The sequence below is a fragment of the Ectothiorhodospira shaposhnikovii genome (assembly GCF_016584105.1).
Classification (GTDB): Bacteria; Pseudomonadota; Gammaproteobacteria; order Ectothiorhodospirales; family Ectothiorhodospiraceae; genus Ectothiorhodospira; species Ectothiorhodospira shaposhnikovii.
On the sequence record NZ_NRSM01000001.1, the window covers coordinates 228641 to 249233 of the forward strand.

Genomic DNA, 20593 nt, shown 5'->3' on the forward strand with positions numbered 1-20593 from the left:
ACATCAGTCCGGTGAATGACACAAATCAAAGGGGGCACACATGCTGGAATCCCTGTGCAACGACATCACCACCCATCGGGAATTTTCCTACCTGCTGCTGCGGCGGTTTCAGGGCATGGGACGGGCCTTCGTCCTGCGTTCCGACCTGCAGGATGAATACCGGGCACTGGCCGCGGAGCACCCCGAGCCGCCGCCGGAACACAGTCCACTGGTGCAACTGGTGGAGGATGTCCAGGAGGCCGTCATCGCCTCGCCCTGGGTGTGTCTGTCCGTGCGCCCGCGGGTGGGTCGCTGGTGGTACCTGCGCATCCATGCCGACGAACTGGCCGTGGAGCCGCTGACCGTGGGCGAGTTCCTCGCCTTCAAGGAGCATCTGGTCAGTCCCCGTCGGCTCCATGACAAGCCCCTGGAGTTCGATATCGGCGCCTTCCAGCGCAACTTCCCCAGCATGCGCGAATCCCGCTCCATCGGCCGCGGTCTGGAATTCCTCAATCGCAAGCTCTCCAGCCAGCTTTTCGACCGGGATGGGGTGGGGCTGCACAAGCTGTTCCTGTTCCTGCGCGAGCACCGCAGCAACGGCCGGCAACTGATGATCAACGACCGTCTGAGGGACGTGGACGCCCTGCGCTCCACCATCCGCGCCGCCGAAAAACGGCTGCGGACCCACAGCCACGACACCCCCTGGGCGGATGTGGCCCACGCCCTTCAGGACCTGGGTCTGGAACCCGGTTGGGGCAAGGACGTGGGGCGGGTGCTGGAGAGCCTGCGGCTACTGTCGGACCTGCTGGAAGCGCCTTCACCGGAGACCCTGGAGCGGTTCCTGGCCCGCATCCCCATGATCTTCAGCATGTTGATCCTGTCGCCCCATGGCTTTTTCGGCCAGGCCAACGTGCTGGGACTGCCGGACACCGGGGGACAGGTGGTCTACATCCTCGACCAGGTGCGCGCCCTGGAGCGGGAGATGCACCGCCGTCTGGAGGAACAGGGGCTGGACATCCAGCCCCGCATCCTGGTGATGACCCGGCTGATTCCGGAGGCCCGGGGCACCACCTGCGACCAGCCGGAGGAGGCCATCTCCGGCACCCAGAATGCCAAAATCCTGCGGGTGCCCTTTCGCAACCGGGATGGCGAGGTGGTGTCCCAGTGGATCTCCCGCTTCGAGATTTGGCCCTATCTGGAGCGCTATGCCGATGACGTGGAGACCCGGGTCAAGGCGGAACTGGGGGGGCGCCCCGACCTGATCGTGGGCAACTACTCCGACGGCAACCTGGTGGCCACCCTGCTGTCCGCGCGCATGCAGGTCACCCAGTGCAACATCGCCCACGCCCTGGAAAAGACCAAGTACCTCTACTCGGACCTGTACTGGAAGGACAACGAGGACCAGTATCACTTCTCCTGCCAGTTCACCGCCGACCTGATCGCCATGAACGCGGCGGACTTCATCATCACCAGCACCTATCAGGAGATCGCCGGTACCGACCACGCCATCGGCCAGTACGAGAGCTATGACGCCTTCACCCTGCCAGACCTGTATCGGGTGGTGAAGGGCGTGGATGTCTTCGACCCTCGATTCAACATCGTCTCGCCGGGGGCGGACTCGGAGGTCTATTTCTCCCATCATGAGACTGATCGACGCATCCGGGGTCTGCATGAGGAACTGGAGGAGATGCTCTTCGGCGGTCCTCATCCGGAAGGGCGAGGGGTGTTGGCGGACCCGGACAAGCCGGTGATCTTCACCATGGCACGACTGGATCGCATCAAGAACATCACCGGGCTGGTGTCCTGGTATGCCAACAGCCCCGAGTTGCGGGAGCAGGCCAACCTGGTGGTGATCGCCGGTTATGTGGACGGCTCCCGCTCATCGGACCGGGAAGAGCAGGAACAGATCGGCCACATGCATCATCTGTTCGACGAATACGGCCTGGATGGGCAGGTGCGCTGGCTGGGGGTGCGTCTGGACAAGGTGCTGTCCGGCGAGCTGTACCGCTTCATCGCCGACCGAAAGGGGGTGTTCGTGCAACCGGCCCTGTTCGAGGCCTTCGGCCTGACGGTGATCGAGGCCATGGTGTCCGGTTTGCCCACCTTCGCCACCCTCTACGGGGGTCCCCTGGAGATCATCGAGCACGGCCGTTCCGGCTACCACATCGATCCCAACCACGGCGACGAGGCGGCCCGGACCCTGATGGCGTTCTTCCAGCGCTGCGCCGAAGACCCCAACCACTGGGCGCGGATTTCCGAGGCCGGCATGCGCCGGGTGGAGGCCCGCTATACCTGGCAACGCTATGCCGAGCGCATGATGACCCTGTCGCGGATCTACGGCTTCTGGAAGTACGTCACCAACCTGGAGCGGGCGGAGACCCGGCGCTACCTGGAGATGTTCTACGCCCTCCAGTACCGGCCCCTGGCAGCCCGGCTGGAGGGGTGAGCATGCCGGTCAGTTCAGCAGCAATGCCTGCCTGACCCAGCCGTGGGGCAGGTCGGTGGCGTCTGCCAGAATGTCCAGGAAGGTGTCGCAGGTGTCGGGGCTTCTCTGCCGCAGGAGGGAGAAGTGCCCGAACACCAGGACCACCGACTTTGCCTCATGGATCTCGTCATCGCCGAGGGTATCGGCCAGGGCATCCCAGTTGAAACCGAACCAGGCGGGCAGGCCGCAGCTCTGATAGAGGGCGTGCAGCAGGGTGTCCTTGTCGAATACCGGCGCCCGGTCCACCCGCACCACCCGGAGGCCGCGGGCCTGAAGGGTCTCCATCAAGGCCTCCAGCTCTCCCTCCAGGGGGGCTTCGATGATGGGTTTTGTGCCGTGCAGGACGGCTTCCACGATGGCTTCGGGCAGCATCAGCGTATCCTTGTAAACGTCCGGTAATGGTCCGCCGTATAGTAGACCTCCCCTTCCTGGCCGATCACCAGGCGCTGGGGTCCCGCATGCCGGATACCTGGGGTTCTCACCACATATTCCCGGTAATAGCCCCTTTCCCTGGCCGGCAGCCTGCCTTCCCGGTTCTGGAACACACTGCCGTCATTGCGATGGGGGTCGCGCTCGCCGCGCTCGATGCGGGCCAGCTCCGGCGCCAGATCCACATCCCCCTGAAACGCCAGGCGGCCATCCATGTCATGGACCCGGACATCCTTCACGATCAGGGAAGTGTCCGCCCCGGCCCGGCTGCCCGGGTCGGAGTCCGACGCCGAGAAGCATCCGGTGAGTCCCGTCATCAGGACGATGAGCAGGGTGAAAAGGAGTGTCAGTGATCGTTTCATCATTTTGTGCGGTACCTTGGTTTCAATGGATCGGTTTCGGACGCCCTGAACACGTCATTCCCGCGCCAGCGGGAATCCATTCACAGCCTGGACATCCCGGACTCCCGCCTTCGCGGGAGTGACGGCGGGGGGCGGGAGTCCGGTGTGTCCACCATGATACAGCTTGGTTCGGGCCATGCCGGCGCGCAAAGGTTCTGCCATGCCCTTCCGTCGGCGGGTCCCCGGTGTGGTAGATTCCGAGTCAGGTCATGCAGTGGTCGAGTCCGCGCTATCGGGGTTCGAATCCCCGTGGGGACGCCATGGATTCCGGATCAGGTCATGAGGTGGTCGATCCCGCGGCGGGAGGAGAGGAAAAGTCATGTCCCGGAAGAAGTTGCCCATCGGCATCCAGACTTTTCGCGAGATCCGCGAAGAGGACTTCTATTATGTCGACAAGACCACTTATGCACGACAACTGATCGAACAGGGCAAGTACTACTTCCTTTCCCGCCCCCGCCGTTTCGGCAAAAGCCTCTTCATCGACACGTTGGCCGAACTGTTCGAGTCCAACGAGCCCCTGTTCCGCGGCTTGCATGTCCACGATCATTGGGACTGGCAGGTTCGTCACCCGGTCATTCGCCTCAGCTTCGGCGGCGGCGTGGTGCGAGATCGTATCGAGCTGGAGCGCAACATGATCAATATCCTGGTTGCCAACCAGGAGCGACTGGGCCTGACCTGTAGTTCACCCTCCGACCCCGCGGGCTGTCTTGCCGAACTGATCCGTCACGCCCACGCCGCCACGGGCAGGCGGGTTGTGGTATTGGTGGATGAATATGACAAGCCAATTCTGGACAACCTGTCCCGCCCGGCAGTGGCGATGGAAATCCGTGACGGCCTGCGCAATCTCTACTCCATGATCAAGGACTCCGATGCCCACATCCGCTTCACCATGCTTACCGGGGTTTCCAGGTTCAGCAAGGTGAGCCTGTTTTCAGGTCTGAACAACCTGGAAGACATCACGGTCAACGCCCGCTACTCCGCCATCTGCGGCTACACCGAGTCCGATCTGGATACGGTATTCGCCCCCGAGCTTGAAGGCCTGGACCGGGAACAGGTCAGGCAGTGGTACAACGGCTACAACTGGACCGGTGACGCTGTCTACAACCCCTTTGATGCCCTGTTGTTGTTTCGCAACCGGGAGATGCGTCCCTACTGGTTTGAGACGGGCACACCGACTTTCCTGGTGGATCTGCTGATGGAGCGACATGTCCTGTCGCCTTCCCTGGAGCGCCTGAGTGCGCCTGAGTCCCTGCTGTCCGTCTTCGAGATCGGCGATATTTCCATCGAAGCCCTCATGTTCCAGACCGGTTACCTCACGATTGAGTCGGTCCGCCGCATCGGGGGCTTTGCCCAGTACCGCCTGCGTTACCCCAATCTGGAAGTGCGGTCAAGCCTGAACGGCGCCCTGCTGCAGCGCCTGCGTCCGAACCCGGCGGAATATGCCGGACAGATCACGCAATTGCATGACCTGCTGATGGCCAATGACTTTACCGGTCTTGAGGCTCTGTTCACCAGTTTTTTTGCCGGTATCCCCGCCGACTGGCTTCGCCGAAATCCCATCGCTCGATACGAAGGCTATTACGCCAGTGTGTTCTATGCCTGCTTCGCGGCCCTGGGTCTGGACATCGTGCCGGAGGAGAGCAGCGCAGGGGGACGCCTGGACATGGCTGTCAGGTTCAACCGCCAGGTGTACCTGTTTGAATTCAAGGTGGTGGAACTGGAGCCGGAGGGTACAGCGCTGGCCCAGATCAAGGACAAGGGTTATGCCGACAAATACCGGGTCCGTGGTTGTCCGATTCACCTGATCGGTGTGGAGTTCAGCCGGGAAAGCCGCAGCGTGGTGCGCTTCGAGGTGGAAACGGTCGCGCCACGGACGGGGCATTGTTCATCGGCCGGGTTCCCATAGCCCGGCTTTCACTCCGGGTCAGAACCGGCTCCACTCGATCTTGAGGATCTGCCCGCCGCTGACGGTGATGGTGTAGTTGAGGTCATTGTGGCGATAGAACCAGGTCTCCGAGACCCGCCATTCCAGGCAGCCGCGCCGATCCCGTCGCGCGCAGATTTCCTGGCTACTGCGGTAGCGGGGCTCACCCATGTGCTCCAGCAGCAGCCAGGCGGGGCTGCCCTCGCGGATGAGCACGCCGTCGAAACGCAGGCTGGAGGCCTGGGATGTGGCGGCTGCCAGGAGCAGCAGCAGGGGGAGAAACCATGTCCAGTGTTTGATCATGTGCGCGCAGGCCTTGCCGGAAGGACTCTGCCGACATGATAGCAGCGGTTTTGCCGCATTCTCACATCCCGCGCGATTGGCGCCGGTTTTGTTCTAACCCTGCCGGCTTGCCTCGCACAGGGCGCGCATCTGTTCCGGCACATTGTCCGGGCAGGCGCCGCACTGTTCGTTGCCGGGCAGCGCGAAATCGATCTTGCGGGGGTAGGGCAGGTCCATCTCGTGCATGATCTTCACGAACTCCGCCTCCGTGCGGCCCTTGCCCAGCCGGGGGTTGCGCAGCCTTTCCTGGGCGATGGTGGTGATGCGCCGGTCTTCGTAGTCGTGGGCGGGATAGACCAGGGTCTCGTCGGGCAGGCTGAAGAACTTGTCGTGGATGCTGCGATACAGCACATGAGCATCACCGGACTGGAAATCGGTGCGTCCGCAACTCTCGATCAGCAGGGCATCTCCCGAGAACAGGAGCTTGAGGCCGTGATGATCCAGCAGATAGGCGTGATGGGTGTCGGTATGTCCGGGGGTGAACAGGGGGTTGAGGGTGATGCCACCCACCTGGAAGGGTTCCCCTTCCCGCAGTCCCAGATCCCGGCAGGGCAGCGCGTCCAGGGCCGGGCCCGCGATCCGGCAGCCGGTGAGTTGCTTGAGTCGCCGCGCCCCGGTGATGTGATCGGCGTGGATGTGGGTTTCCACCGCGTAATCCAGGGTCAGCCCCATGGACTGCAGGACCTCCAGGTCCCTGTCCACCGTTTCCAGCACCGGGTCGATGAGGGCCGTGACACCGGTGTCGGGACAGGCCAGCAGGTAGGTGAAAGTGGAAGAATCCGGTTCGAACAGTTGCCGAAAATGCATTGGGTTTCCCTCTTCCAGTCGTGAGCCCGTTGCGTCGGTCCCAGTATAGTCGCTCAGGTGCTCTACCTTGGCGGGATAAGGGGGACGTCATTCCACGCGGACCAAAAGACGACAGATAGTCGACTTTCGCACGTTGCCCGTGCGGGGCAGTATGGCCTCGAACTTTTCATGACGATTTTCCGACCCTGGGAGTTCCCGTTTGCACATGGTCTTTCCAACCGCCTCGGTGCCCTTCCGGTATCTGGTCACCGTCCTGCGCCTGGCGGTGTTGTCCATGCTTCTGCTCTTTACCGGTGCCGCTCAGGCACAGCCGATACTGAGCATCCTGCCGGAATCCACCGGCTGCGTGTCGGTGCTGACCAGTCAGGCCGGTGGTTTGTATCGGGCCTGCGGACCGGACTGGCGGTTCCGGCGCATTGCCGGTGTGCCCGAAGCACTGCCGGTGGCCCTGACCGAGAGCAACCGTTCGCTGATCCTCGGCACACGCACCGGCCTTTATCAGCGCTCATCCGACCAGGCCGGGTGGCAACGGCTCAGTGATCAGCCCACCGGCGCGCTGGCCTGTCACGGCGCCCGTTGCGTGGTCCGGCCCTTCGGCCAGGGGCCGCATCGGTTATCGGATGGCCGGCTCTCCCCGCTGCGGGTCCGGGGCCTTCCGGATCAGCCCCTGCAACAGTTCGTCATTGCCGGAGAGGGTGTCCTGTATGGCGCCGGCATGGGCGCGGGTGTCCTGCAGCTCAGGCCCGGCGACGATGCCTGGCAACCCGTCGGCTCCGGTCTGGGCAACGGCAACGTGCTGGCCCTGGCGCTGGCGAATGACGGCACCCTCCATGTCGGAACCTATGGAGGCGGCCTTTACTGTCTGCGCCCCGGTGAGGACCGCTGGCAGCGTCTGTCGGGTTTGCAGGCAACCCGGGTGACGGCCCTGGCGGTGTCCGCCGATGGTAGCTGGCTGTTGGCTGGTGTCGGCGACGGGGTCCGGGAATCGCGGGATGGCGGCGACAGCTGGCGGGAGGTGCCTGAATTGGCGGGCATCCCTGTACTCAGCCTGGCCTTCGACGAGGTGGGCCGGGCCTGGGCCGGGACACGGGAGGGGCAACTGTACCGTCGACAGGGTGAGGCGTGGATGCGGGTCAGGTTCGGCGATGATCTGAGCGTTCATCAAGTGACGGCGGATGGTCGTGGCGGGTTGTTCGCGCTCATCGGAGAGCGATTGTACCGGCGCCCATACCCTGGGGCGGACTGGCAGCGGATCGAGACGCCATTTCCCCTGGCCGATGGGTGGATCTCCCTTGCGATGGATGGCGCGGGCCGCCTTTACCTGGGTAGCCCTCGGCATCCGACCCGGCGCCTGGATATTCAGAGTGGACAGTGGCCGGTGTCGGTGTCCGGCCTGCCGGAGCCGGGGAGTTTCCGCGTCCTGCGCCGGGGGCCGGAGGGCGTCGTGTATGGGATACATGCCGATACCGGTCAGCTCTATCGTCTGGAACCGGAGCGGGATCACTGGACGCTGATTGAGGTCGGGGAGGCGCGTCTGCGACATCAGGTATGGGATCTGCGGCGGCTGCCGGGAGAGCATGGGGTGGCCTGGGGTCCCAATATCCTGATGTGGCAACGTCCCGGCGAGCCATGGCAGCACAACTGGTTTGCCCAGCTTGAACGCGGGGCGCCCGGACTGGATGCCGACAGGGTGTTGTGGACTCGTCGCCAGGTTACGGTGTTTTCGCTGGCACCCGGTGAGAACCGCTGGAGCGACAACACGATCCGTCACCCCCTGTATGTGGAAGCCGTGGCCCTGGCGGACGGCACGGAGGTGGCGTTGACCGGGGACAACCGCCTGGTGCGCCTGCTGCGTCGGGAGGATGGAACCTGGGCGGAACTTGATGCCCACGTGCCGCCGGGGCCTCCGCCCTACACACTGGCCGCCGCGGGAGACCGTGTCTACCTGGGTACCCTTGACGGTCTTCATGAACTGGACCGGGTGCATGGCACCTGGCGGGATATCACCCCCACACACTGAGGCCGGCCGTCGACATGTTGCTTGTGTTTCGCAGTCTGATCGTTGCCGTGCTTCTGGCCCTGGGCGCTACGCTCTGGTGGTATCCCGCTGCCACTCTGGTGATGGTGGAGCCGGTCGCCTGGGGACAATGGCACGAGCAGCAATATGACCCTCAGCATCGGTCGTCACCGTTTCTGTCTTCCTCCGTGATCGAGCAGTCCCGGCAATCGCGTCCCTTCGTGCCGATGGCGGAGTTCATCCATGGGCAGGTCGGTGGGGCGATGCTGGAGATCGAGGCCGGTGACTGGAGTCGGGACCTGCCGGGTCCTGAAGGTGGTCGTGCCTGGCTGGCACCGGACCGGGTGCCCGTCACCGATCCCCCGCGCGGCTGGCTGAACCTGGCCCTGCGGGATGGGGAAGCGCTGGATTTCTACCGCCTGCAATGGCTGGACCCGTTGCAGCGTCTGGGTGACATACCTCCGGCGCTGGCCCATCCTTTCCGGGGTGTTTCGTTGCTCTGGGTCGGCCTGGGCGTCACCCTGCTGGTCATGCTCGCGCTGCCTGTTTGTGAATCGCCGGCCCAGGCCAGCAATCTGGCCCGGGGCATGCGGATTGGATTGGTCCTGCTGGGTTTTTTCCTGCCGCTGACCCTGGCAAGCCTGTGGCTGTCGCAGCGTTCGGCGCCGGATGCGGTTTACGCCCTGATCGTGATAGGGGGCATGCTGGCATTGACCGGTCTTGTCACGGCCCTGATCTTCGGTCGGCAGTATGCCTGGCTCAGGCGACTCATGGCCGGTGAGGGTTTGCTGGCCCATTGGCAACTGGCACCCGAGCAGTGGCGGGATTTCGTGCAGCGGGACATGCGGCGCAGCCGGGGGGAGAAGCTGGCCAGGCTGGTGATGGTGGCGGTGATGGCCGTGGTGGTGGGCCTGGGATTTGTGCTGTTTGCGCCGGACCGGGGAGCGGGTCTGGTGGTGGCGGGGGTGCTGACGGGCATGGTGATGCTGCTTGCACTGATCGTGTTGCTCATGCCCCTGTGGACCCGTCGACGCCTGTTACGGGCGTTACCGCAGGTCTGGCTGGGGCCGGAAGGTGTCTGTATCGGTCATCAGGCCCATCACTGGTCGGGGCTGGGATCACGGCTTGAGTCGGCCCGATTGCAGAGGGGCAAGCAGGGCCGGCCTGCCCGGATCGAGCTGACCTACTCCGGTTTGCGAGGGGTGAGCAGTGGTCGAGGTGTGTATTTTTACCGTGACCAGCAGAATGTGGTGGTTCCGGTCCCACCCGACAAGGAGGTAGAGGCGGAAAGGGTCATCGCCGTGTTGCGAGTCGGCAAGGGGGGTTGAGGATGGATATGACCGCACTGTCACGGCCTGGCGCCCGTAGCAGACACTCGCTGTTACCCATGTGTCCCGGCATGTCATGGCTCATTGCCGGCCTGATCGGCACTTGTGCCTTGTCCCTGATCCTTTTCTGCGGCAAGCCCGCAAGGGCGGACACTCCATCACTGGACCCGGAGCTGCAGGCACTGGCGGCCCAGGGCAAGCTGACCGTGCGAGCCCTGCGCGCCTGGGGGCTGCTACCGGACGCCCATCAGGGTTTGGTGATGGCGCTGCATGGCCGTTCGCTGGACCTGCTGGCGGCGGATCAGGCGCAGGTTGATCGCTGGGTTGAGGATGCCGATAGTGGGCGCCTGTCCTTGTCGGCGGATCAACTGGGCCATCTCAGGGACCTGCAGGCCCTGATGGGTCGCATCACGACCCTGAGCATGGAGGCATCCGGCGCCGATTCCGCGCTGGCCGGTGCGCTGGATATCGAGCAGACCTGGACCCTGGAGGACTGGGAATCTCTCGAAAAGGCCCCGGCCTTGATGCCAGGCGGGGCGTTCGGCGCCGTTCTGTTCGCCCAGGACCCCATGGAGGCGGCAATGATGGCTCGTCTGGAACGTCCGGAGGGTTTTGATCCTCCGCTGCGTCTGGATGCCCGGGCCACCCGTGAGTTGCTGTTCCCACCGGAGAAGGACATCCCGGATGTCGCTGCCGCGCCGCCCCCGCCTCCCACCCCGCCAGCCCTGCCCGCGGGGTTGATCCGCGCCGACCTGGCCCAGGGTGTCAATACCCTGGGGGATACCTACTGGGCAGGGCAGGTGATCTTTGCCATGCAGGGCATGCGCATGCTTTACGGCGTCCTGTCGGAAGCCGACGAGGCGGCCTTCAGCCGTCTCTGGGCGCCCTTGTTCGAGCATCCCAGTGAGGCCGTGCTGGCCTGGCTGCAGGCCCTCAACCCCTTGCTGATGGAGTTTCTGGCCGCCCAGCAGGAAATGGCCGCCTTGCTGGAGGTGCTGGACGAGGCGGATTTCGCCGTGGAACTGGCCATGGCCTACGGCGAGGACGAAGACATCGCCACAGCCATGAATCGGGTGGGACTGCTCAATGCCCGTATCGGTGACGTGAAGCGGCACATGGAACAGCTGGTGGCGGCCATTGATGCCCTGGGCGATCCACCCGACGTGCGCCTGGAACAGGCGCGCGCCCGGGCCAGAACCCGCCAGGCCGTCGAGCTGGTGAAATCACTGGCCCCGCCCGCCGAGATCCATCACGTCCCCCGTCCCGGCTGGTCGGCGGAGACGGCCTGTGAGTTTGCCGGCGGCTGCCCCCGTCACGAGGATTTCGGTGAATTGAGCAAGGTGTTCCACTACGCCTTCGAATATCGCCTTTTGCGCTGGGATGGTTCCATTTCCCGGGACCAGATCACCGCTCCGCTGATGCTGGCCTTCGTGATCCACGATCCCGTGCCGGCGGAGGCCATTGTGCAGGGACGCTGGGCCGGATGGCAGTGGATCGATGAATGGATGATTCCCCATTTCATGAGTCCGGACGCCGGTGACTGGGTCCGGACCAACCGGATGCAGGGAAGGTATGACGATGCCATGACCGGGCTGACGCAGACTACGGTGGATGGCCGTCCCGCCCTGCGCTGGCCCTACCCGTGGTTGTACGGCATCGAGCTGGTGAACTATCTGATCCAGCCGGGGGGGGATGAAGACCCGCGCATCCTCGTGATTCAGGTGCCGAACTGGGCGGTGATCGGCAATGCGGGGGGATTGCGGGATCATATCCAGCGCCATCAGGGGTTTGAACTGGAGGCGATGGTGGGGCATCTGCGCCTGGGTCCCGCCGGGGACCGGGAGGACACCGAGCCGGGCTTTCCGGATATCGCTTTGGAATATACTGAATATCGGCGGCAGACCCTGGAATGGCTCGCGGAGCGGGTGGAGGCGCAGCGAGGACTGGTAGAAGGCGCGCGCGGCCATGATGCGAGGCGAATCACGCAGAGCCTCTTGCACGAGTTGCAAGACCTGATGGAGATCCTGCGGGACGGGCGATATCGCTGGACGCCCGCTCCTCTGTACGAGAGCTGGGCCGGGCATGGCTACGGCAGTCACGGTGAATATGCTCTGCGAGATGCCCGTCTGGAGCAGGCCCCGGCATCCTGGCTGCCCACGGCAAGGGTCGTGCTGGAGCCCGGCGCGCCTCTGGATCTGCTGCCCCAGCCCATTGAGGAAGTGGGGGAATTGGCACCCTGTGTCGACTGCCGCGTGCTCATGCCGGAAGTGATACCGGGGTTTCCCCTGAACAACGAGAACGAATATCTCACGGTGCGTGAACTGGTGGCGGCGGGCCGTCTGCGCCTGTTGCCAACGGATCACGGCCTGCCGGTGGGCAATCTCTTCGGCGTGGGTGATCTGGATGTGGCGCGCATCGACATTCCGGTGGCGCCGGAGGGATCATCGGCCCCGGCGGAGGAGGATCCGCTGCAGGCCCGGGTGCGCTTCCACGAGAACAACATCGGCTGGCTGCAAGGCGACATCCAGCGCCTGGAACAGGCCATGCGCGGCAGCGGCAACGAGGATGAACGCCGGTTTCTGGCCCACCAACTCACCATCAAGCGGGCCGATCTGCAGGGAGAGCGGGATGCCATCACCACCGTGCAGACGGGCAATTTCGTCCGCACCCCCACCGCCTGGGATCAGCTGGTCAAGGAGCAGATGCTGGCACAGGGCCGGGAGATGGCGGCCCGGGTGGAGCGGTCGCGGCGCAATCTGGACCGCATCGAGCACATGGTGGATACCCTGCCGCCGGAAGAACGCCGCGACCTGAGGGACTGGGTGGATCGCCAGTTGCGGGACGCCGGGATGGATCTGGAACGGCAGGTGCAGGTGGGACATGTGGTGGCCAGGAACCTGCAGGCGCGGGCTGAACAGCAGCGTGCCGCCGCCCAGGAGGATGAGGCCTGGGCTCAACTGGCGGTGGACATTCTGGAGAACTATCAGCAGGCGGCCACCTACGCCATGTATGCCACCCCCTTCGTCAGCGGTGGCGGCGTGCTGTCGGTGGCCTACGGCATCACCAGCGGCGGCATCGCCGGTTATGCGGAACGGGGTGATGTTCACGGCGCCATCCGGGGCGCGGCGCTCACCTCCCTGCGTTACTGGTCGCCCAAGGCGGACTATGCCCTGACCGCCTATGAAGGCTACCAGGCCGGTGGCGTCGAGGGCGCCGCCCGGCGCGTGGCTTCTACCTATGTGCAACGCAAGGTGGTCCAGACCGCCACCCAGGCCGCCCTGAACGTACAGGGGCAGATCCAGGCTTCCCATCGGCAGGCCCGCCGGGAGGCCTGGCGCGAGGCCCAGCGCAAGGTGAATTTCCGCGAGGAGCGGGCCGCGGGCCGCGCCCTGGCGGAGCAGCACCAGGCCCAGTTCGCGCAAGTCCGTCGCCTTGAACGGAGCATGCGGCAGCAGGGCTATATCGAAGTGGATGGCGTGCGCTACGGCAGTGACCTGATGTGGAGGACCCGCACCTGGACCGACGCCAACCGGGCGCTGATGGACACCACCGCCGCCATCAAGCACTCCCCCCATGCCAAGTTCTGGATGAAGCGGGGCGCCGATCCGCTGGCCCAAAGGGACTACAACTTCACCGACCGGTTGCACACCCGCCAGGTGGTCAGGGATCTGCGTACCGATCTGCAGGCCCAGGGGATTGCCCCCGATGCCCTGCAGTTTCGTCCCATCCGCAACGCGGGCAACCACTCGCCGGGCATGGACCTGGACCTGGCGATGCGTTTCACGGGCGATGCCAGCCATCTGCGGCGGGTCGATCCCGCCACCGGGCAGGCGCGGCAACTGAGCCTGGCCGAGGCCAACGCCTTCGTGCAGGGCCGTTTCAATCGGGTCTACGCCCGCAATGCCGGGGGCCGAACCGCGCAGGGGTCCTGGCAGATGGTCACCAGCAGTGCCCATGCCGAGGCCTACCAGGACACGGCATGGCTGCATGTGCGTGACATCGTGCGTTCCGGGGTGGACCCGAACTCGGTCATCAACCCACGGCATGCGGCCCAGGCAGGCGGCGTGACCGTGCACAAGGCACACGAGATGCGCCGTTTCACCGGCATGGGGACGGACAACCAGAACTTCGAGATCTACCGCGGCACCGCCAAGGATATCGATTCCAAGGTGATCCCGTTGCTGCAGTCACGGGCGAGGCAAGCGCCCGATGCGGGGCAACGGCGGGCCGCCCAGGAGTCGCTGGATTTTTACCGGGGTTTGTCTCGGGCGATGAACCGGGCGGTGATGGATCCCATCGCCGCCGACAAGGAGGTACGACAGATGACCGGCATGGATACCCTGGGCGCGGTGGAACTGGTGGGTGGGGCCATACAGGCCCTGGGGCAGGGGCGTTCCTTCTAAGCGGCGCTGACGCGGGTCGGTCAGGTGATCCGGCCCGCGTCAGCGGATGTCCAGCTGCTGTTCAGGCGCCGCTTAAATCCTTTTCGTGCCTGAGTTCATCAGCTCACCATTTTGTGCAAGTCAGAATGGCTCCGGCACGCGTCCCGATTGGTCGGAGATGATGATTTCCACCCGGCGGTTCTTCTGGCGTCCCAAGGATGTTGTATTACTGGCAATGGGATAATCGTAGCCAAGTCCCCTGACGTTAATGCGCTGAGCGGCAACGCCCCTGAGTACCAGCGCATCCCTGACCGATTCGGCTCGCTGCAGGGAAAGACGCCGATTGAAGGCCGTATCGCCCGTATTGTCCGTATGCCCCTCGATGAGGGCAGTATGGCCGGGGTGGGCCGCCAGGAATTCGGACACTCGGGTGAGCGTGCGCGCGGCACCGGGCTTGAGTTCAGCCTTGCCTGAGTCGAACAGCACATCACCCAGGGTGAGGACCATGCCCCGTGCAGTCTGTTGCATCTCTGCCGGCGGTGTCCGGTCCGCCGGCTGGCTCCGGGTGATCTGCTGTCTGCCTGTCGTTTCGTTCGTCGCTACAAGTCTTGATTCCAGTTCCCTGGCTCGGGCGAGGGCAGTTTCGGCTTCGCGGCTGCGGGCCTCGGCATGCTCCCTTGCCATGCCCGCCATGGCCCTGGCCCGTGCCATGGCTATCTCGGCCTCTCGTGCGCGGGCTTCGGCGTGCTCCCGGGCAAGTTCCGCATCCCTCAATTCTTCCAGGCTGTTGCGGTCATCGCGGGCTGTCATGCCGAGCCCCTGCTGGGATCTGTTCTCGGCCTGGTTGGGCGGCGGCAGAGTGGTGCAGCCTGTCAGCGTGGTCAGGATGGCCAGGCCCATTATGGCCAGACCGGTTTTGCGGATGTGGTGTTGAGCTTGCATGGAATGGTTTCTCGGAGCTTTATGCGTCATTGACGGTCAGTGTTCGGTTCCCGGCTTCCACGGCAGGGTGTCAGTGGTTTTCCACGTCGCCACAGATTACCCACGTTGCGCGAAGCATCGACAGGTCTGCAGTGGTTAGCTTAGCACCCACTCTCATCAGGGTGAAACGGCCTTATGTTCAGTGCGCGGATTATGCAGACTCATGGGCCGTTCCGGACTACATCCCGGTAGGGCGCGGACCAGGCTTGTATTGGTGGGGGTCATCAAAGGCAGAACCCTCTCCTGGGTCGACGTCTGATTCTCCGTGGGCAGACTGATGTCCGGGGCCAAGTCAGAACTCAGTCCATATCGTCCTCTTCCATGTCAAACAGCGCGTTGAGCTGATCCATGTAGGGCAGGATGGCGCGGACCTGGGCGGCGGGCACTGCGGCAAAGCGTGCCCGGGTGTCCTGGATGGTCTGGAAGAAGGGCATGGCCATGAGCATCTCGCGTTCTTCCGCGGGCATGTCCTGCAGGGCTGTCTGGAACTCGTCAAGACCGGTCATGCCCGTATGGGCGATGTAGGCCCGCAGGATGTAGGCCGATTTTTCCGCAAATGCCGCCACCGAGCCATAGCCGTTGTCGCGGATGATGCGCTCTGCCTCCCGGTTGTCGGCGAGGGCTTCCATGAACTGGTCTTTCAAGGTGTCGATCTCCAGGAAATTCAGATCGTCATCGTCGTCATCGTCGTCATCAAATTCATGATCTTCGACGTGGGGTTTAAGCTGTTCGAAGGTATTGATGAAGCGCTCCATGTCCGATGATGTGATGTTCATCGCCAGGGCCTGGCCAGCAAGAAGGAACAATACACTGACAATGACTGCAATCCGCTTGAGCATGCTGATTTCCTTTGGTTGGGGTGTGGTGGTGTATTGCCGAAAATAGCTTTTCCAGATGTTTTATCACGTTATTCCCGCGCAAGCGGGAAATCAGTCACGGAGGGTAACCCGTTCAGTATTTCCATGGGCACTGGTAATGTCGACCTCCGGATCAGGCACGTGGCGCGGCCACGGTCATGTTCCGGCAACCGGTTTCCACCAGCCGCCAGGAAGCGATGACGGCCAGGGCGGCAAAGCCGGTCAGCAGCCACAGCCCGCGCTGGTAATCGACGGCCGTGTACACGGGTACGCCGCCGCTCATGAGGCCTTCCCAGCCCAGGTCCATGGCCCAGCCGAACAGGGGCTGGAACAGGGCGGCCCCCAGGAACAGGCCGGTATTGACCAGGGCGATGGCCATGCCCGAGAGGGCAGGGGCCACCACTTCCTTGGCATGGGCGTAGGCCACCACGAAACAGCCGGCACTCAGACCCATGAGGGTGAACAGGGTCAGTCCGGAGGCTCCCGGACCCCAGGGCAGGAACAGCAGCCCCAGGCAGACGCTCAGGTAGACCAGGGCGCCGGCCTGCAGCACGGGACGGCGCCGCCCCAGACGGTCGGAAAAGCTGCCCGCCAGCAGGCAGCCAACGGCAAAGGCCACCGTGGCCACGGTGGTGTAGACCGAGGCATCTCCCCGGCTCAGCCCGTGCACGTCCCGCAACAGGGGGATGGCCCAGAGTCCCAGCATGCCGAACAGGCTGCCGGTGATGCCGAAGTCATAGACAAACCCCGGCCACAGCCGGCGGTTGGCCAGCACGGCCCGCAGGTCCTTGATCCAGTGCTGTTTTCTGGGGGCATGGGGCGGCAAGCCTTCCATCTCCCGCACCGAGGGAAAGCCCAGCTGTTCGGGACGATCCCTGACCAGCCACCAGGAGAGCAGGGCGAGGACAATGGCGACGATCCCCAGAGCCACGAACAGGCTGCGCCATTCCACGTAGAGCAGCATCAGGGCCAGGGGGCCGGTGGCGGCAATGGCGCCCAGATTGCCCAGCAGCAGGGTGAGGCCGCTGATGCTGCCGTACTTGCGCTCGCTGAACCAGACGGTGTTGCTCTTCATGAGACCGACGAAGACCACCGAGACCCCCAGGCCCACCAGGAAACGGCCCACGCTGGCGGTGGCCAGGGTATCCGCCAGCCCGAAGACGATGGAACCGCTGCCTGCCACCAGATTGCCCAGGGTGACGGCATAGCGGGATCCCAGGGTGTCTGCCAGCACCCCGGCGGGGATCTGCATGGCGGTATAGATGTAGAAATACATGGCCGACAGCGAGCCCAGGGCCGCCGCCGTCACACCGAACGCGGCACTCAGCTCGCCGGAGACCATCGCCGGCGCAAAGCGGTGGAAGAACACCAGCATGTAAGCGGCGATGAGGACGCTGTAGATGGTCCAGCGGATCCGTTCGAAACGGGCCGGATCGTAATGGGGGGGCATGCTGGCGCTTCCTGTAGACTTGGGCATTAAGGTATGCACGATTGCCACCGGATGTTCAACCACGCCGGTTCCCTCCCCGCAGTTTCGATGATGGCGATGTCCCGCCCCCCCCAGGCCGGGTTCTGGGCCGGGAGATACTGGTCAAACCGCTGGTTGCTGGGCGCGGTATGTCCCCCTTCTCGGGAGTAGAGGCCGTAGAGGTAGAGCAAGCCATCTGGCCTCGATGCTTTTCAGGAGATGCGGTTCAACATCAGTGGGCTACCAAGTGATCCCGGAGAATTCGCGGGCAAGGCCACTTACATGCTGACCGGTCCCGCTACCGACTTCCAGGACGTGACCTTCCAGGTCCCGGAAGGCGTCCCGCAGTACCGCTAGAATGGGCGTGATGTTTTCGTGGTAGGAGGTAGAAACCAGGCGGGTGTCGGGGAATAGTTATCAGCAGTTTTGTACCCAGTCCTTATCGTTTAAAGCACCATATGGCGGATTTGTGCCGCCTGGCACGCCAACGCTTAAAAAGTGGGGCTCCGTTACCTTTCTTCAACTTGTCCGGAACAGCAATCAGCTTGCCAAAGCTTATGCCCGTCAGCTTGTCGGGCTTTCTGTTCTTATGATGATGGAGTAGCCCGGCAATCAAAGTGCGCGGTGTGTAGTGCTATTTGATTGCCGGGTTAAAATTATCACCTAGAAGTTATAGCGCGCCCCTATTGTATAAACGGGGTCAAAGCTCAGGTCATTTAGAGCAGCGTAGCGTGCATCGTTACTGGAAGCGGTATCTTTAAAGTAGACTTCGGCAAAGGTAAATAAAGGCCACTGAGCAACCCGGTAGGTTGCGCCGAGCACATAGTGATTTTGATCTTCAAGTGCGTGGTTGAGCATTCCTGCGCGGAAGATATTCGCAAAAACTTCTCCTGAACCATAACTCCAGGTTGCTCCTAAGCCCCACAGCTCTTCTATTGTGGAAAAATTTGTGACGAAAAGTTCTGATGGTAAAGGATCACCCAGTTTTTGATAGGTCATTCTTCCACTGATGCTTGGTGTAAAATCATACTTCACGGCTAGCCCGTAAAGATTCTTTCCTCCAGGATAGGCTCCTCGGCCATCGTGGCTCATGCTTTGATGCTTATCTGCATGGCGTGATTGGTTCCAGGCTGCTGCCAGATATAAAGAACCTGAAGTATAAGATGCGCCTGCATGCCAAGATAGGCCTGAAGAGTAATCTGTATGCTCAGCATCAATGGAGCCATTGCCACTTAAATGCTTTACAGCGCCATAAAGCTTTAAACCATGAAGGTTAGGCGATGTATATTGCAGAGAGTCGCCATTGGATGCAATAACTCCTGTATCCAATGCTGTGTGTGCCACCCAGTCTTGTGATAATTCGAAAACTGAGCTGACTAGTTCATAAAGTACACTATTAAAATTTCCGATCTGGATGCTGCCCAGCTCTGAGTGTTTTAAACCAATATAGGTGTTGCGTACTTGATTGAATCCGTCGCTATGACGTGCATCGGTCCGGCCGCGCAACTCAAGACGCAGAAACGCATTGAGGTTTTCGTTCAGGCTATGATCAACACGAAGGCCAAGGCGTGAACCAAGATCAACAAACTCGGAGCCTGTTGTTTTGCTTGTTTTTTCATAATTAATCTCTCCCGATGAAAAATCAAAGTTATAATTATCCTGGCCGCCGGAACGTAATCCGTACCAGATTCTCCCCCATAAATCAATGCGTGTGGCTTCATCTTTATATACTGTGGCGGCGTTGGTATCGACTGATAGAAGGCAACCAATAATAACCAGTGCAGATAGCTTTATTGATGGGTTTTTTTTCATTTTTTACCTGTGGGTTTTTGTTTTTTGACTGGCTGGCGGGTTTTTTTCATCTTTCTGATTTTGTTTTAAGAACCCTGAATCCAGAAAAGATGATGATAATCACGCCAATCATTGCAATGGGGTCGGGAAGGCCGCCAAAAAAGCTATAATCCAGACCCAGCGCCCAAAGAACGGCGGTGTATTCAAAGACGGCTAAAGTTGAAACCGGAGCTCTGGCAATGGCTTCTGTCATCACAACGTGTGCGGTGCCACCAAAAAGACCGGCGCCTATTAACCAGATGAACATCTCCGTGTTTAGTGGTGCCCAGCCAAAACCGCTGGTCATTAATCCCAGCAGGCTGCATGTAAGAGCAAAATAAAAAGCAATACTTCCGGCATGTTCAGTCTGAGTGAGCTGTTTAATTTTCACTTTGGTAAAAGCGTTGGTTAGAGCCATTGCCAAACCAGCAAGGCAGCCGAGTAGCGTAGCTTTGGTTAATTCTGGAGATTCAAACGATGGATATAAAATCACCAGCACACCAAAAAATCCGAAAAAAACCATGCTGACTAGATAGCGGGAAGGTCTCTCTCCCAGAATAATGGCCGCCATGGGAATTGCCATTAAAGGTGCAAGAAAGCCCAGTGCGGCAGCTAGAGAAAGGGGTAAATAAGCTAAAGAAATGAAAGACAGAAACATGGCCATACAGCCATAAAGACTACGTTCCAAATGCCCCTTCCAGTTTTTTGTTTTCAGGGCGATAGGAAAGGCTTTGAGCCACATCAGATACAAAATGATTGGGAGCAGTGCAATACTGCTGCGCCAAAATACGATTTGTCCAACAGGGGCATCGGTTGAGGCTTTTTTTACACAAAGCGCCATGCACGCAAATAAACCAGTTGCTATTAGTCTTAACCAGATCCCCTTTGAGGTATCCATTTTGACAGGTTCACTTGGTGTTATAGACATTACGTTTAATGATCTGATTAAAGCGATCGAGTGCCTGTGCAGGTATGCCTTCAGGAAGTAGCAATTGATCTTCTGGTGGGTTTCCCACTTTAACCAACATGACCATTCCCATGGTGTAGTGGGGTAGGCACCGAAGGCCATACCAGCCTTCAACAGTGAGGCGGATTGTGAAATCCTCGTCTATCTTGCTGATAAATGAATCAGCGCCCTCTGGCATGAAACCTCTGATTGTGGCGACATTATGTCCTCGGTGAACGGGAATAAAGCGGATGCTGTCACCTGGATTGATGGCTAGATAATCAGGTTCAAATGGCATGGGGCCAGTTGCATTTGTATTGAGCATCTTGACCTCATGCAGTGTCTCAGCAGCCAATAGCGGTGCAAAGATAAAACCAGCAAGCAACAGCAAGACTTTCATGGTGAAGATTCTCAGGG

At 61.6% G+C, this 20593-nt stretch carries 17 protein-coding genes; 5 read left to right on the top strand and 12 right to left on the bottom strand.

Going from position 1 to position 20593, the window contains the following annotated elements:
• Positions 1-40: 40 nt before the first annotated feature.
• Positions 41-2425, top strand: coding sequence for a sucrose synthase (locus CKO35_RS01010; RefSeq protein WP_200171646.1), 2385 nt, complete (start codon positions 41-43; stop codon positions 2423-2425).
• A 9-nt stretch (positions 2426-2434) separates the two neighbouring features.
• Here the strand turns inward: CKO35_RS01010 and CKO35_RS01015 are convergent, their stop codons facing one another.
• Together CKO35_RS01015 and CKO35_RS01020 are read right to left on the bottom strand one after the other, a co-directional pair.
• On the bottom strand, positions 2435-2836 hold the full coding sequence (locus CKO35_RS01015) for a barstar family protein (RefSeq protein ID WP_008932956.1): 402 nt from the start codon (positions 2834-2836) through the stop codon (positions 2435-2437).
• Positions 2836-3258, bottom strand: coding sequence for a guanyl-specific ribonuclease (locus CKO35_RS01020; RefSeq protein ID WP_200171648.1), 423 nt, complete (start codon positions 3256-3258; stop codon positions 2836-2838). Before CKO35_RS01020 ends, CKO35_RS01015 begins: the two co-directional genes overlap by 1 nt.
• A 355-nt stretch (positions 3259-3613) precedes the next feature.
• Between CKO35_RS01020 and CKO35_RS01025 the strand changes: the two genes are divergently transcribed.
• Positions 3614-5200 carry an ATP-binding protein gene (locus tag CKO35_RS01025; protein ID WP_200171650.1) on the top strand — a complete coding sequence of 529 codons (1587 nt, stop codon included), beginning with the start codon at positions 3614-3616 and terminating at the stop codon, positions 5198-5200.
• A gap of 18 nt (positions 5201-5218) precedes the next feature.
• On the opposite strand, the gene CKO35_RS01030 is transcribed toward CKO35_RS01025, so the two are convergent.
• The gene (locus tag CKO35_RS01030; protein ID WP_200171652.1) at positions 5219-5521 is read right to left on the bottom strand and encodes a hypothetical protein; all 303 of its coding nucleotides are present in this window, start codon (positions 5519-5521) and stop codon (positions 5219-5221) included.
• A gap of 93 nt (positions 5522-5614) precedes the next feature.
• On the bottom strand, positions 5615-6367 hold the full coding sequence (locus tag CKO35_RS01035) for an MBL fold metallo-hydrolase (protein WP_200171653.1): 753 nt from the start codon (positions 6365-6367) through the stop codon (positions 5615-5617).
• Between the two features lie 205 nt (positions 6368-6572).
• Here CKO35_RS01035 and CKO35_RS01040 point away from each other — a divergent pair, with 205 nt between their 5' ends.
• From CKO35_RS01040 to CKO35_RS01050, 3 genes are all read left to right on the top strand, one after another.
• On the top strand, positions 6573-8387 hold the full coding sequence (locus tag CKO35_RS01040) for a ligand-binding sensor domain-containing protein (RefSeq protein ID WP_200171655.1): 1815 nt from the start codon (positions 6573-6575) through the stop codon (positions 8385-8387).
• Positions 8388-8401: 14 nt separating this feature from the next.
• Complete coding sequence (locus CKO35_RS18155) at positions 8402-9712, top strand: hypothetical protein (RefSeq protein ID WP_200171657.1); 1311 nt, start codon at positions 8402-8404, stop codon at positions 9710-9712.
• Between the two features lie 71 nt (positions 9713-9783).
• Positions 9784-14115 carry a hypothetical protein gene (locus CKO35_RS01050; RefSeq protein ID WP_200171659.1) on the top strand — a complete coding sequence of 1444 codons (4332 nt, stop codon included), beginning with the start codon at positions 9784-9786 and terminating at the stop codon, positions 14113-14115.
• A gap of 120 nt (positions 14116-14235) precedes the next feature.
• Here the strand turns inward: CKO35_RS01050 and CKO35_RS01055 are convergent, their stop codons facing one another.
• The 8 genes from CKO35_RS01055 to CKO35_RS01090 all read right to left on the bottom strand — a co-directional run bounded on the left by CKO35_RS01055 (position 14236) and on the right by CKO35_RS01090 (position 20576).
• Entirely contained in the window at positions 14236-15036 is an 801-nt protein-coding gene (locus tag CKO35_RS01055) for an OmpA family protein (protein WP_200171660.1), read from the bottom strand.
• Positions 15037-15374: 338 nt separating this feature from the next.
• Positions 15375-15914 carry a hypothetical protein gene (locus tag CKO35_RS01060; RefSeq protein ID WP_200171663.1) on the bottom strand — a complete coding sequence of 180 codons (540 nt, stop codon included), beginning with the start codon at positions 15912-15914 and terminating at the stop codon, positions 15375-15377.
• 151 nt (positions 15915-16065) lie between these two features.
• A complete protein-coding gene (locus CKO35_RS01065; RefSeq protein WP_200171665.1) occupies positions 16066-17382 on the bottom strand; it encodes an MFS transporter in 1317 nt (438 codons plus the stop codon).
• A gap of 26 nt (positions 17383-17408) precedes the next feature.
• Positions 17409-17591, bottom strand: a complete 183-nt coding sequence (locus tag CKO35_RS01070) for a DUF938 domain-containing protein (protein WP_200171667.1) — start codon at positions 17589-17591, stop codon at positions 17409-17411.
• 49 nt (positions 17592-17640) lie between these two features.
• Positions 17641-17796 carry a DUF938 domain-containing protein gene (locus CKO35_RS18405; protein ID WP_200171779.1) on the bottom strand — a complete coding sequence of 52 codons (156 nt, stop codon included), beginning with the start codon at positions 17794-17796 and terminating at the stop codon, positions 17641-17643.
• 267 nt (positions 17797-18063) lie between these two features.
• On the bottom strand, positions 18064-19212 hold the full coding sequence (locus CKO35_RS01080; RefSeq protein ID WP_200171669.1) for a porin: 1149 nt from the start codon (positions 19210-19212) through the stop codon (positions 18064-18066).
• 46 nt (positions 19213-19258) lie between these two features.
• Complete coding sequence (locus CKO35_RS01085; RefSeq protein ID WP_200171671.1) at positions 19259-20128, bottom strand: DMT family transporter; 870 nt, start codon at positions 20126-20128, stop codon at positions 19259-19261.
• A gap of 10 nt (positions 20129-20138) precedes the next feature.
• The gene (locus CKO35_RS01090; RefSeq protein WP_200171673.1) at positions 20139-20576 is read right to left on the bottom strand and encodes a pseudoazurin; all 438 of its coding nucleotides are present in this window, start codon (positions 20574-20576) and stop codon (positions 20139-20141) included.
• Between the last annotated feature and the right edge of the window lie 17 nt (positions 20577-20593).